General features: G+C 67.0%; 11 protein-coding genes. 5 read left to right on the forward strand and 6 right to left on the reverse strand.

Annotated features, from left to right (window positions below):
- Window positions 1-62: 62 nt before the first annotated feature.
- The 5 genes from rimP to truB all read left to right on the forward strand — a co-directional run bounded on the left by rimP (window position 63) and on the right by truB (window position 6,465).
- Entirely contained in the window at window positions 63-551 is a 489-nt protein-coding gene (gene rimP / locus C7416_RS07050) for a ribosome maturation factor RimP (protein ID WP_018007726.1), read from the forward strand.
- On the forward strand, window positions 548-2,023 hold the full coding sequence (gene nusA, locus C7416_RS07055) for a transcription termination factor NusA (RefSeq protein WP_012353109.1): 1,476 nt from the start codon (window positions 548-550) through the stop codon (window positions 2,021-2,023). The genes rimP and nusA overlap by 4 nt, the downstream gene beginning before the upstream one ends.
- Before the next feature lie 89 nt (window positions 2,024-2,112).
- Window positions 2,113-5,004 carry a translation initiation factor IF-2 gene (infB, locus tag C7416_RS07060; RefSeq protein WP_111517753.1) on the forward strand — a complete coding sequence of 964 codons (2,892 nt, stop codon included), beginning with the start codon at window positions 2,113-2,115 and terminating at the stop codon, window positions 5,002-5,004.
- Window positions 5,005-5,064: 60 nt separating this feature from the next.
- Window positions 5,065-5,436 carry a 30S ribosome-binding factor RbfA gene (rbfA, locus tag C7416_RS07065; RefSeq protein WP_062800512.1) on the forward strand — a complete coding sequence of 124 codons (372 nt, stop codon included), beginning with the start codon at window positions 5,065-5,067 and terminating at the stop codon, window positions 5,434-5,436.
- 81 nt (window positions 5,437-5,517) lie between these two features.
- Window positions 5,518-6,465, forward strand: a complete 948-nt coding sequence (gene truB / locus C7416_RS07070; RefSeq protein WP_111517754.1) for a tRNA pseudouridine(55) synthase TruB — start codon at window positions 5,518-5,520, stop codon at window positions 6,463-6,465.
- A gap of 44 nt (window positions 6,466-6,509) precedes the next feature.
- Here truB and C7416_RS07075 read toward each other — a convergent pair whose 3' ends face one another.
- From C7416_RS07075 to C7416_RS07100, 6 genes are all read right to left on the reverse strand, one after another.
- On the reverse strand, window positions 6,510-7,502 hold the full coding sequence (locus tag C7416_RS07075; RefSeq protein ID WP_111518103.1) for a Bug family tripartite tricarboxylate transporter substrate binding protein: 993 nt from the start codon (window positions 7,500-7,502) through the stop codon (window positions 6,510-6,512).
- A gap of 94 nt (window positions 7,503-7,596) precedes the next feature.
- A complete protein-coding gene (locus C7416_RS07080) occupies window positions 7,597-8,304 on the reverse strand; it encodes an AroM family protein (protein ID WP_111517755.1) in 708 nt (235 codons plus the stop codon).
- Window positions 8,301-9,224, reverse strand: coding sequence for a DUF1177 domain-containing protein (locus tag C7416_RS07085; protein WP_111517756.1), 924 nt, complete (start codon window positions 9,222-9,224; stop codon window positions 8,301-8,303). The genes C7416_RS07080 and C7416_RS07085 overlap by 4 nt, the downstream gene beginning before the upstream one ends.
- A 42-nt stretch (window positions 9,225-9,266) precedes the next feature.
- Window positions 9,267-9,983 (reverse strand): dipeptidase PepE, encoded by a 717-nt coding sequence (gene pepE / locus C7416_RS07090; RefSeq protein ID WP_111517757.1) that lies wholly within the window; start codon window positions 9,981-9,983, stop codon window positions 9,267-9,269.
- A 20-nt stretch (window positions 9,984-10,003) separates the two neighbouring features.
- Window positions 10,004-10,792 (reverse strand): IclR family transcriptional regulator, encoded by a 789-nt coding sequence (locus C7416_RS07095; RefSeq protein ID WP_111517758.1) that lies wholly within the window; start codon window positions 10,790-10,792, stop codon window positions 10,004-10,006.
- Window positions 10,793-10,969: 177 nt separating this feature from the next.
- Complete coding sequence (locus tag C7416_RS07100) at window positions 10,970-12,592, reverse strand: DHA2 family efflux MFS transporter permease subunit (protein WP_111517759.1); 1,623 nt, start codon at window positions 12,590-12,592, stop codon at window positions 10,970-10,972.
- Window positions 12,593-12,594 lie beyond the last annotated feature (2 nt).

A 12,594-nucleotide genomic window follows, 5' to 3' on the forward strand; every position in this document is an offset into this window, starting at 1 on the left:
GTCCCGGACGGCACCGGCGGGTTTGCCTGCCACGGTGTTGATGGCCATTACTCGGGATAACAGTGCATCTGGCAGATTTGATCGAAACCACCCTAAGCGGCATGGGATATGAGCTGGTCGAGCTCGAGCGTGCCCCGGCCGGATTGCTGCGTGTCTATATCGATCAGCCTGAAACCGGCATTGCCATCGAGGATTGCGAAAAGGTGAGCCGCCAGCTCACCCACGTGTTTACGGTCGAGAACGTCGACTATGAACGCCTCGAGGTCTCGTCGCCCGGACTGGACCGGCCGCTGAAGAAGCTGGCCGACTTCATCCGCTTTGCCGGCGCGGAGGCGCGCGTGACGCTGCGCCTGCCCGTCAACGGACAGAAGAACTTCACCGGCATCCTGCGCGAGCCCACCGGCGCCGCGGGCGAAGAGAAGATCGGCCTGGAGTTCGAGGGCAAGGATGGCCCGGCGCTGCTGGAATTTGCCGTATCCGATGTCGACAAGGCACGCCTGGTGCCGGTGATCGACTTCAAAGGAAATCAAAGAAAAGGGAACAAGCAATGAGCCGCGAAGTTCTGTTGCTCGTCGATGCGCTTGCGCGTGAGAAGAACGTCGACAAGGATGTGGTATTCGGTGCCCTGGAGGCGGCGCTCGCCTCGGCCACCAAGAAGCGTTTCGAGGAAGACGTGGATATCCGTGTCGCGATCGATCGCGAGTCGGGCGAGCATGAAACCTTCCGCCGCTGGCTGGTCGTTCCCGACGAACTGGGCCTGCAGGAGCCGGACAAGCAGATCCTGCTGTTCGAGGCCCGCGAGGAAAACCCCAGCATCGAGCTGGGTGACTATATCGAGCAGCAGATCGAGTCGGTCGAGTTCGGCCGCATCGGCGCGCAGGCCGCCAAGCAGGTGATCCTGCAGCGCATCCGCGATGCCGAGCGCGAGCAGATCCTGAACGACTACCTCGATCGCGGCGAGAAGATCATGACCGGCACGGTCAAGCGTGCCGACAAGAAGGGCCTGATCGTCGAGTCCGGCCGCGTCGAAGCGCTGCTGGCCCGCGACCAGATCATCCCCAAGGAAAACCTGCGCACCGGCGACCGCGTGCGCGCGTATATTCTGAATGTGGACCGCGCCGCGCGCGGCCCGCAGATCGAGCTGTCGCGCACCGCGCCTGACTTCCTGATCAAGCTCTTCGAGAACGAAGTGCCGGAGATGGAACAGGGCCTGCTGGAAATCAAGGCGGCTGCCCGCGACCCGGGCGTTCGCGCCAAGATCGCGGTGGTCGCGCACGACAAGCGCATCGACCCGATCGGCACCTGCGTGGGCGTGCGCGGCACGCGCGTCACCGCGGTGCGCAACGAGATCGGCGGCGAGGCGGTGGACATCGTGCTGTGGTCGGAAGACCCGGCGCAGTTCGTGATCGGCGCGCTGGCGCCGGCGCAGGTGCAGTCGATCGTGGTCGATGAAGAGAAGCACAGCATGGACGTGGTGGTCGACGAGGAAAACCTCGCCGTCGCCATCGGCCGCAGCGGTCAGAACGTGCGCCTGGCGTCCGAGCTGACCGGCTGGCAGATCAACATCATGACGCAGGAAGAATCGGCGCAGAAGCAGGCCGAGGAAAGCGATGTGGTGCGCAAGCTGTTCATGTCCAAGCTGGACGTGGACGAGGAAGTCGCCGACATCCTGATCGAGGAAGGCTTCTCCACGCTGGAAGAAGTGGCTTATGTCCCCATCAGTGAAATGATGGAGATCGAGGCCTTTGACGAAGACACCGTCAACGAGCTGCGCAATCGCGCGCGTGATGCGCTCCTGACGATGGAACTGGCCCGGGAAGAAAAGGTGGAAGAGGTGTCGCAGGACCTGCGCTCGCTCGACGGCCTCAACCCGGAACTGATCGGCAAGCTGGCCGAAGGCGATATCCATACGCGTGACGACCTGGCCGAACTGGCCGTGGACGAGCTGGTCGAGATGACCGGTGTCAGCGAGGAAGAAGCCAAGTCGCTGATCATGAAAGCACGGGAACATTGGTTCAACTGAGGGACACGCCCTGGCCGCTGAAACCGGGCAGGGCGCGCTTTCCGCAACAATTTGTCCCGACGTAGAAACCAAGCATTGAAAGGGTTTGAATGGCAAGCACAACAGTTGCCCAACTGGCCGCAGAACTGAGTCGCAGCGCAGCTGCCCTGCTGGAACAATTGCAGGCGGCTGGGGTGGGCAAAGCGACGCCAGAAGACATCATCACGGAATCGGATAAGACCAGGCTGCTGGACTATCTGAAGCGCTCGCACGGCCAGGCCGACGACAGCGCCCGCAAGAAGATCACACTGACCAAGCGCGAAACCTCCGAGATCCGCCAGTCGGACGCCACCGGCAAGACCCGCACGGTCCAGGTGGAAGTGCGCAAGAAGCGCGTGCTGATCAAGCGCGACGACGCTGCGCCGGAATCGCAGGCCGATGGCGCCGAGGCCCAGGCCCAGGTCGTCGACGCCGCCGAGGAGGCGCGCCGCGAAGCGGAAGAGCGCCGCCAGGCCGAACAGCTGGCGCGCCAGGAAGCCGAGGCCAAGGCTGCCCGCGAGGCCGCCGAGCGCGAGGAAGCCGAGCGCCGCGCGCGCCAGGAGGCACTCGAGGCCGAACAGCGCCGCCAGGCCGAACTCGCTGCCCGCAAGGCCGAGGAAGAGGCTGCCGCGTCGCGCGCCGTGACCGAAGCCAACGAGGACGCCTCGCGCAAGAAGGCCGAGGACGAGAAGGCCCGCGTCGCCGCCGAACGCGCCGAGGCGCAGAAGGCCGCCGACGAGGCCAAGGCTGCCGCCGACAAGGCCCGTGCCGAACAGGAAATCGCCGCGCGCAAGCGCCGCGAGGCTGCCGAAGCCGAAGCCCGCGCGATCCAGCAGATGCTGAATGCGCCGGCCCGCGTGCTGAAGGCGCCGTCCGAGCGCAAGGCCGAGGAAAAGAAGGCCGAGCAGACCGGTACGCTGCACAAGCCGGTCAAGCCGGCCGGCACCGAAGCCAAGCCGGGCGAGAAAAAGCCGGTGACCGCCACCGCTACCACCACCACCGACAAGAAGGGCAAGGTCGTCAAGGCCGGCACCTCGTCGACGTGGCAGGATGAAGGCAGCCGCAAGAAGGGCAGCGGCCTGAAGACGCGCGGCGATTCGTCGGGCGGCGTGGGCGGCTGGCGCGGTGGCCCGCGCGGCCGTGGCGGCCGTCAGCAGCAGCATGACGACAGCCGCAGCAACTTCCAGGCGCCGACCGAACCGGTGGTGCGCGAAGTGCACGTGCCGGAAACCATCTCGGTGGCCGACCTGGCCCACAAGATGGCGGTGAAGGCATCCGAGGTCATCAAGCAGATGATGAAGCTCGGCCAGATGGTGACGATCAACCAGGTGCTGGACCAGGAAACCGCCATGATCGTGGTGGAAGAAATGGGCCACAAGGCGTACGCCGCCAAGCTGGACGATCCGGAAGCGCTGCTGGTGGTCGACGGCGAAGAGCACGAAGACGCCGAACTGCTGCCGCGTCCGCCGGTGGTGACCGTGATGGGCCACGTCGACCACGGCAAGACCTCGCTGCTGGACTACATCCGCCGCACCAAGGTGGCCGCGGGCGAAGCCGGCGGCATTACGCAGCATATCGGTGCCTACCATGTGGAAACCGACCGCGGCGTGATCACCTTCCTGGACACCCCGGGTCACGAGGCCTTCACGGCCATGCGTGCGCGCGGTGCCAAGGCTACCGACATCGTGATCCTGGTGGTCGCGGCCGACGACGGCGTGATGCCGCAGACCAAGGAAGCGATCGCGCACGCCAAGGCTGCCGGCGTGCCGATCGTGGTGGCGATCAACAAGGTCGACAAGCCCGAAGCCAACCCGGACCGCGTCAAGCAGGAACTGGTGGCCGAGCAGGTGGTGCCGGAAGAATACGGCGGCGATTCGCCGTTCGTGCCGGTGTCCGCCAAGACCGGCGCCGGCATCGAGGACCTGCTGGAGCAGGTGTCGCTGCAGGCCGAAGTGCTGGAACTGAAGGCACCGGTGGACGCCCCGGCCAAGGGCCTGGTGGTGGAAGCCCAGCTCGACAAGGGCAAGGGCCCGATCGCAACCATCCTGGTCAGCAGCGGCACGCTCAAGCGTGGCGATGTGGTGCTGGCTGGCAGCGCCTACGGGCGCGTGCGCGCCATGCTGGACGAGAACGGCAAGGCGACCAAGGAAGCCGGCCCGTCGATCCCGGTGGAAATCCAGGGCCTGTCGGAAGTGCCCGCCGCCGGCGAGGAAGTGCTGGTGCTGCCGGACGAGCGCAAGGCGCGCGAAATCGCGCTGTTCCGCCAGGGCAAGTTCCGCGACGTGAAGCTGGCCAAGCAACAGGCCGCCAAGCTCGAGAACATGCTCGAGCAGATGGCCGAAGGCGAAGTCCAGACGCTGCCGCTGATCGTCAAGGCCGACGTGCAAGGTTCGCAGGAAGCGCTGGTGCAGTCGCTGCAGAAGCTGTCGACCGCCGAGGTGCGGGTGCAGATCGTGCACGGCGGCGTGGGTGGCATCTCCGAATCCGACGTCAACCTGGCGACGGCCTCGAAGGCGGTCATCATCGGCTTCAACGTGCGTGCCGATGCGGGCGCGCGCAAGCTGGCCGAGCACAATGGCATCGATATCCGCTACTACAACATCATTTACGATGCGGTAGACGAGATCAAGGCGGCGATGTCGGGCATGCTGGCGCCGGAGAAGCGCGAAACCACCACCGGCACGGTCGAGGTGCGCCAGGTGTTCCGCGTGCCGAAGGTCGGCACGGTGGCCGGCTGTATGGTCACCGACGGCGTGGTCAAGCGCAATTCGCTGGTGCGCGTGCTGCGCAACAACGTGGTCATCCACGACGGCGAGCTGGATTCGCTCAAGCGCTTCAAGGACGACGTCAAGGAAGTCAAGCAAGGCTTCGAGTGCGGTCTGTCGATCAAGAACTTCAACGATGTTCAGGAAGGCGACCAGCTCGAGGTGTACGAAATCACAGAGGTGGCGCGCACGCTGTAAGGCGTCGCAAGCAACGGCAGGCTTCGGCCTGCCGTTGTCATCTCGACCAGACTGTATTGAATGGCCAAGAAAGGCAATATCTCCTCCCGCAATCTCCGCATCTCCGACCAGATCCAGAAGGACCTGGCCGAGATGATCCAGCGCGAACTGCGCGACCCGCGCCTCGGCCTGGTCACGCTGCAGTCGGTCACGCTGACGCCCGACTACGCGCACGCCAAGGTCTACTTCACCGTGCTGGGCGCCGACGCGGCCGAAGCCGCCGCCATCCTGAACGAGAAGGCCGGCTACCTGCACTCGCTGCTGTTCAAGCGCCTGCACATCCATACCGTGCCGACGCTGCATTTCCATCACGACACCTCGGTCGAACACGCGATCGAGATGTCCAGGCTGATCAACGAAGCGAACGCCACGCGTTCGAAAGACGAAGACTGATGCCGGCGCCCATGCCGGCCGGCATGGGCTTTCCTGGCGCGGTCGCCGCGCGTTGCGCACCCGCCTTCCGCTTTTTTCCCGATGACCGATTCCAACGCCAACCGTCCGCCGCGCCTGCCGCGCCGCGAGGTCCATGGTGTGCTGCTGCTCGACAAGCCGCTGGGGCTGTCGTCCAACGACGCGCTGGTGCGCGCCAAGCGCCTGTTGCGCGCGGCCAAGGCCGGCCATACCGGCACGCTGGATCCGCTGGCCACCGGGCTGCTGCCGCTGTGCTTCGGCGAAGCCACCAAGTTCTCGCAGGACCTGCTGGAAGCGGACAAGACCTATGACGCCGAAGTGCGGCTGGGCGCGCGCTCCAGCACCGGCGACGCCGAAGGCGAGCTGCTAGACGTGCGTGCGGTCACCTGCGACCGGGCCGCGGTGGAGCGTGTGCTGGCAAGTTTTGTCGGCGAGATCGAGCAGGTGCCGCCGATGCATTCGGCGCTGAAGAAGGACGGCCGTCCGCTGTACGAATACGCGCGCGCCGGCCAGACCGTGGAGCGCTCGGCGCGCCGTGTCACGATCCGTTCGATCGCGTTGCTGGACTGCGCCTTGCCCGAAACCCCTTCGTTCACGATGCGGGTGACGTGCAGCAAGGGCACCTATATCCGCACGCTGGCCGAGGACATCGGCGAAGCGCTGGGCTGCGGCGCCCACCTGACCGGCCTGCGCCGCATCGCCGTGGGCGACCTGACGCTCGACGGCGCGGTGACGCTGGCCCAGATCGAAGCACAGGATGATGGGCAGCGCCCGGCCATGCTGGCGCCGGTCGATGCCCTGCTGCAGAAATGCGTGCCGGTGCAGCTGGATGCGGCAGCGGCGGGGCGCTTCCTGCAGGGCCAGCGTATTGCCCAGCGCGACCTGCCGGCCGGCACCGTGCTGGCCGAGGAAAGCCTGGCGCGGGTCTATGCCGGCGAGCCGGCGCGGCTGCTGGGCGTGGCACGCATGCGCGAAGGCGCGTTGCGGCCGGAACGGCTGGTCAAGCTGTAAGGCGGCGGGCGGCGACGTAGCCGCAGCTTGCCGAACGACAGCCCTTATTCCAATGTGACCTTGGCCGTCTTGATCACGTCGGCCCACATCTTGCGGTCCTGCGCGAGGAATCCGGCAAAGTGCTCGGGCGTATCGCCCACGGGCTCGGAGCCGAACTCGGCCATCTTCTTTCTGACTTCCGGGTTCGTCAGCGCCTTGACCAGCGCCTGGTTGTAGCGGGCCACGATCGCCTTCGGCAGGTCCTTCGGCCCGAAGATGCCTTGCCAGGTCGGCATGTTGAAGTCCTTCAGGCCGCTCTCCGCCAGCGTCGGCACTTCGGGCAGCAACGGCGAACGCTTGCTGCCGGTTACCGCCAACGCCTTGACCTTGCCGCTCTTGGCGAGCGCCGCGGCGGTGGTGATGTTATCGACCGTCATCGCGATATGGCCGCCCATCAGGTCGGTGATCACCGGCGTTGCGCCCTTGTACGGCGCATGGACCATGTCGATGCCGAGGCGGTGCAGCATGGTCTCGGCGATCAGGTGGTTCGAGGTGCCGACACCCGCGGTGCCATAGGTGACCTGCGGCGTCTTTTTGACGTACGCGGCGAAGTCGGCCATGGTCTTGACCGGCAGCGCCGGGTTGACGATCACGACATTGGGCTGCGTCGCCAGCATGGCGATGGGGGTGAAGTCATCCGCCTTGTACGGCGTGCCCTTGGGATTGAGCACGTGGGTCACCGCCATCGCGCCGGCGGCGCCCATGCCGATGGTGTAGCCGTCGGCCGGTGCCTTGGCCAGCTTGTCCGCGGCGATATTGCCGCCCGCGCCGGGCACGTTTTCCACCACCACCGGCACGCCCAGGCTTTCCGACAGCGGCGCCTGCACCAGCCGCGCCAGCAGGTCGGCCGAACCGCCCGGGGCAAAGCCCACCAGCAGGCGCACCGGCTTTGCCGGCTTCCATTCCTGCGCGTGCGCGGCGGGGACCATCGCAGCACCCAGACTGATCCACATCATGCCGCGTGCCAGCGGCTTTCTCCACTTTCCTACCTTTTCCATGCCTTCCAGCTCCAGCAGTGTCATGGGCAATTTGTCAGCGGGCTTGCCCTTACCCGGAATGCGTTTGCTGCGTGCGCGAATTCTGTGAGCGGCATCAGGCCGCCGCGCCGCCGAGTACCTGTCCCAGCAGCCGTGCCACCATGCGGTTCGACAACAGCACCGGCGCTTGCGCATGACGCGCCACCGTGGCACGCATGGCTTCGGTGTAGCCCATGCAGTGCATCACCACCAGGTCGCAGCCGTGCAGTGCCGCGCCCGCCTGCGCGAAGCGGCCGGTACTGCTGTCGGCGCTGTCTGTATAGGGCGATGCGTGCGTGACGCGCAGCTCGCAGGGCACCGGCTGGATCAGGTGAAAGCCGCTCACCTGCGCCTCCAGCGGCAGCACGATGCCGAGCCGCTTGCAGCCCTGCGCCAGCGCCACGGTCAGGTGGTCTACCACCTGCTGAGGCTCCAGCACCAGCGTCTGCATCGGCGGCAGCGCGGTGCCGGTGCACAGCGGCACCAGCGCGTCGAAGCGGCCGTCGTCGAGCGAGGTCATCAGCCGCGCCAGCATGGCCTCGGCCACCGGCTTGCCCATCACCGCCTGCGTGCCGTCGCGCAGGCGGCTGGCGAAGCGGTATTCGCCGGCGGCGGGCGCCAGCGCGGCGATCTCGTCGGAACCCAGCGCGTCGAGGATGCCGAATTCTTCTACGTCAGCCGGCAGGCCCAGGTCGGCCATCATCTGCGGCACCACGTCGGTCCGCGGCGACTGCCCGATGGTGACGAAGGCCACGCGCGGGGGGCGAGGGGCGGCCATAGTCATGCCTCGGCCCCCACGGTCTGAAGGTGCGCGAGCGAGCCGTAGCGCCGCTGCAGCTCGGCCCATTCCTCGGCATCGTGGAAGGCGCACTGGCCCTCGCCGAACTGCTTGGCGACCTCGATGCAGAAGCGCGTCGCCACATCGATGTCGAAGGCGTTGGTGACGCCGGTGGCGCATCCCGGCACGGTGGTCTGCGCGGTCAGTGCCACGCCCACCACCGGCGCTGCGGTGACGATGGCGGGCTGCATGATCGAATTGACATGCCACAGGCCATTCTCATACGGGGTGATGTCCTGCGTGGTCAGCGGCAGCACCATCGGCAGCTCGCCGCTGACCCAGCCCATCAGGTCCAGCATCCGCTCCGGCAGGCGCAGCAGCCAGCCTTCCTTGGCCACCGGCGTCAGCGCCACGCCGCGGCGGTTGACGAAGCGGTTGCCGCGCGTGGTGTCGACCGACAGGATCGCCGCCATGTCGGGATGCACCTCGTGCGACATCATCGTGCGCATCGCGAAGGGCGATTTCATCATCGGCACCGGCTGGTGCGGCCGTGTGGCGGCGTGCGGGCAGATGTGGGTATGGATCCGCACCGGGCCGGCCAGCACATCGCCGCTGGCGGCCATGTCGGCCAGCTTGAGCGCGGTGGCGACGGCGACGATGGCGCCGTCGGCATCCGACACCAGGCCGGTCACGGCAGGGCGTGCGCCGACGCCGCCGAGGCGGCCGACCACGCCCAGCGCGGGCGCGTCGGGGTTGCGGCCGGGCAGGGTGCAGGCGAGGAAGTCGGTGTAGAGGCCGTTCTCTTCCACACGCGTCACCGTGACGTCGCGGATGCCGCGGGCGCGCAGCAAGGTGGCGACGGCTGCGCCGTCGACATTGGCTGCGGACAGCAGCTCGATCGATTCAATCACCTGCTTGATGGACATCTTGCTTGGGGTTCCTTGCTTGCGTTACGGAATGGCGATGGGTCAGTTGGCAGCGGCGCAGGCCGGCACGGACAGTGCGCCCGGGGCGACGTCCACGACCTGCTGGCCAAGGAACCAGCGCGCGCGATGCGCGCCGCCCATCTCCATGCGATCGCCCGAGACCCGTACCCAGTTGCCTTCGGGCAAGCCCAGCACCGGCATCTGCGGCTGCAGCACCGTGAACTCGGCCAGGCGCTGGTCGCGCGTTTCGCCGCGGAAGCCAGGCACCACCAGGTTGAAGTAGTGCGGGTTGATCTGGAACGGCACCAGCCCGAGCGCGTCGAGGCCACCGGGGTCGGCGACCGGCATGTCGTTGGTGGTGCGGATGGTCGGGCAGGCGACATTGGTGCCGGCGCTCCAGCCGATATAGCGTGCGTCGCCCGCGGCCACCCGTCGCGCAACCAAGGGCAGCAGGCCGCGCTCGCGCAGGCATTGCAGCAGACGGAAGGTGTTGCCGCCGCCGATGACGATCAGGTCGGCCGCTGCCACCGCCCGCACGCAGTCGGCATCGGAGAGCCGGTGCGGCGATTGCGCAGCGATGCCGGCCGGGGCCAGTGCGTCGCGCACCAGCGCTTCGTAGCTGTCCCAGTCGCGCGTGACGCCGGCGAACGGCAGGAAGCAGGCGCGCGTGCGCCCGCCGGCCAGTTCTCGGATCGCGTCGTGGGCATGGACGAGGTAGCCCGCGTCGCTGGAGGAGTTGCTGAGTAACAGGAGTTCCATGGGTCTTGGCTGCGGGATGACTATTGGGCGGCGATGTCGGCTGGATGGCGCCAGAGCGGATCGCCGATTCGCTGCCCGAGCGGCGCCACCGCCTGCACCAGGGTTTCGCGCAGCGCGCGTGCCTGGGCCTGGCTGACCTGCATCGCGGTGAAGGACAGGCACAGCCCGCGCACGTCGCCCGAGAGCGGATCGGCCAGCGTGGTGGCAACGGCGCCAATGCCCGGCATGCCTTCGTTGACGGCGATGGCGCTGCGCTCGGCGCGGGCCGTGGCCACGCGCTCGCGCAGCTCGGCTACGGTCGCGGGACATCCGGCCGGTGCGTCGGGCAGCTTGCGGGTGCCGGTGGCGCCGTAGCGCGCGCTGAATTCGGTCTCGGGCAGGCGCGACAACAGCACGCGGCCCATGGCGGTGGTAAAGGCCGGCCGCCGCGCTCCCGGCGGCGACAGCACCTGCACCGGGTTGCTGCCGTTCAGGCGCTGCAGCACCACGGTGTCGGTGCCGTCGAGCATCGACAGGTAGGCCGTGAAGCCGGTCGAATCCGACAACGCGGCGAGGATCTGGCGGCACTGGTCGTCAAAGGGGTGCGCCTGGGTGGCGGCCTGCGCCGCGCGGATCACCAGTGCGCCCGGTCGATAGCGTCGCGTCGACGGCTGCAGCTCCAGCAGCCGGTAGCGCACCATCTGGGCGAGCAGGCGCGATGCCGAGCTCTTGGCCAGTCCAAGCTCGTCCAGCACATCGTTGAACGTGATCTCGTGGCGGCCGTGCCCGAACAGGTCCAGCACGCCCTCCACGCCTTCAAGAATGCTCACTCCGCCTCTCCACCTTCGTTCATTGCCTTAGTTCCGTTTTTCGGAACCAAGGTTCCATAATTCGGTTGGCAAATCATAGGGCGATGGGGGCCGGAGCACAAGGGGAAATTTCCCTTGCCGGAGACGGGCAAAAAAAATGGCCCCGAACCGGGGCCATTCCATGCATCGCTGGTGCGCTCAATGCGCCGCCATTGCGTCCGCCGAGCCGCCACCGCTACCCCGGGCCGGTCGCGTCAGCCAGACAAAGCCGATCAGCACGAAGAACAGCATGCCCGAGATCCAGAAGATGTCGTTGGCGCCGAGCATGGCCGCCTGCTGGGTGATATTGCGCTCGATCACGCCGACCGCCTGCGCCTGGCTCATGCCCATCTGCATCAGGTGGTTGAGCTGGTCGTGGTAGACCGGGTTATATGGATTGACCTGCTCGACCAGTTGCGCATGATGCAGGGCCGAGCGGTTCTCCCAGACCGTGGTCGAAACCGATGCGCCGATGCCGCCGAAGGTGATCCGTACGAAGTTCGACAGGCCCGAGGCGGCGGGGATTTTCTCCGGCGGCTGGCCCGACAGGATGATCGAGGTCAGCGGGATGAAGAACATCGCCATGGCCGCGCCCTGGATCAGCGTGGGCACCATCAGGGTCCAGGTATCGACCTGCGTGGTGAAGCCCGCACGCATCAGGCTGACGATGCCGAAGGTGATGAAGGCCGCGGTCGCCACCCAGCGCGCATCCATCTTCGGCAGGTTGCGCCCGATCACCGGCGACAGCAGGATCGCGAAGATCCCGACCGGCGCCATCACGATGCCAGCGTCGGTCGCGGTATAGCCGACGATGGTCTGCAGCCATAGCGGCAGGATCACCAGGTTGCCGAAGAACAGCCCGTAGGCGACCGAGATCGCGACCACGCCGGAACTGAAGTTGCGGCCCTTGAACAGGCTGATGTCGACAATGGGATGCTTCTCATAGGTTTCCCACGCGAGGAAGAACAGGAAGCCGACGATCGCCACCAGCGTCAGCACCACGATCTCGGTCGAGTGGAACCAGTCCAGCTCCTTGCCCTTGTCCAGCATCAGCTGCATCGATCCCACCCAGATCACCAGCAGCGCCAGGCCGATGCGGTCGATCGGCAGCACCTTGGTGGGGGTCTCGCGGTCCTTGTAGATGGCCCAGGTCGCGTAAGCGGTGACGATGCCCACCGGCACGTTGATGTAGAAGATCCACGGCCAGGTCATGTTGTCCGAGATCCAGCCGCCCAGCAGCGGCCCCATGATCGGCGCCACCAGCGTGGTCATGCCCCATAGCGCCAGCGCCATGGTGCTCTTCGCGGGCGGATAGCTCGACAGCAGCAGCGACTGCGACAGCGGGATCATCGGCCCGGCCACCGCCCCCTGCAGCACGCGCGCGGCCAGCAGCGTCTCCAGGTTGGGCGCGACGCCGCACAGCCACGACGCCAGCACGAACAGCAGGATCGAGGTGATGAACAGCCGCACCGCGCCGAAGCGCGTGGTCAGCCAGCCGGTCAGCGGTACCGAGATCGCATTGGCCACCGCGAACGAGGTGATGACCCAGGTGCCCTGGTTCGGCGCCACGCCCAGGTCGCCCGAGATCGCCGGGATCGACACATTGGCGATCGACGAGTCCAGCACGTTCATGAACGTGGCCAGCGACAGCGCGATGGTGCCGAGCACCAGCTTGCCGCCGGTCAGCGGCTGCGGCTGTTGCGGCAGGGCCCGAGCCGGCGCCGGGCCGGCGCCTGGCTGGGCCCCGGGCGCGGCCGGTGCGGCGGAAGGGGAGGTGGCCATGA

Source organism: Cupriavidus phytorum (genome assembly GCF_003254285.1).
Classification (GTDB): Bacteria; Pseudomonadota; Gammaproteobacteria; order Burkholderiales; family Burkholderiaceae; genus Cupriavidus; species Cupriavidus phytorum.

Excerpts from the sequence above, each read along its gene's own strand:
- nusA (WP_012353109.1), top strand. The coding sequence starts at position 548 with ATGAGCCGCGAAGTTCTGTTGCTCGTCGATGCGCTTGCGCGTGAGAAG.
- infB (WP_111517753.1), top strand. The coding sequence starts at position 2,113 with ATGGCAAGCACAACAGTTGCCCAACTGGCCGCAGAACTGAGTCGCAGC.
- rbfA (WP_062800512.1), top strand. The coding sequence starts at position 5,065 with ATGGCCAAGAAAGGCAATATCTCCTCCCGCAATCTCCGCATCTCCGAC.
- truB (WP_111517754.1), top strand. The coding sequence starts at position 5,518 with ATGACCGATTCCAACGCCAACCGTCCGCCGCGCCTGCCGCGCCGCGAG.
- C7416_RS07075 (WP_111518103.1), bottom strand. The coding sequence starts at position 7,502 with ATGGAAAAGGTAGGAAAGTGGAGAAAGCCGCTGGCACGCGGCATGATG.
- C7416_RS07080 (WP_111517755.1), bottom strand. The coding sequence starts at position 8,304 with ATGACTATGGCCGCCCCTCGCCCCCCGCGCGTGGCCTTCGTCACCATC.
- C7416_RS07085 (WP_111517756.1), bottom strand. The coding sequence starts at position 9,224 with ATGTCCATCAAGCAGGTGATTGAATCGATCGAGCTGCTGTCCGCAGCC.
- pepE (WP_111517757.1), bottom strand. The coding sequence starts at position 9,983 with ATGGAACTCCTGTTACTCAGCAACTCCTCCAGCGACGCGGGCTACCTC.
- C7416_RS07100 (WP_111517759.1), bottom strand. The coding sequence starts at position 12,592 with ATGGCCACCTCCCCTTCCGCCGCACCGGCCGCGCCCGGGGCCCAGCCA.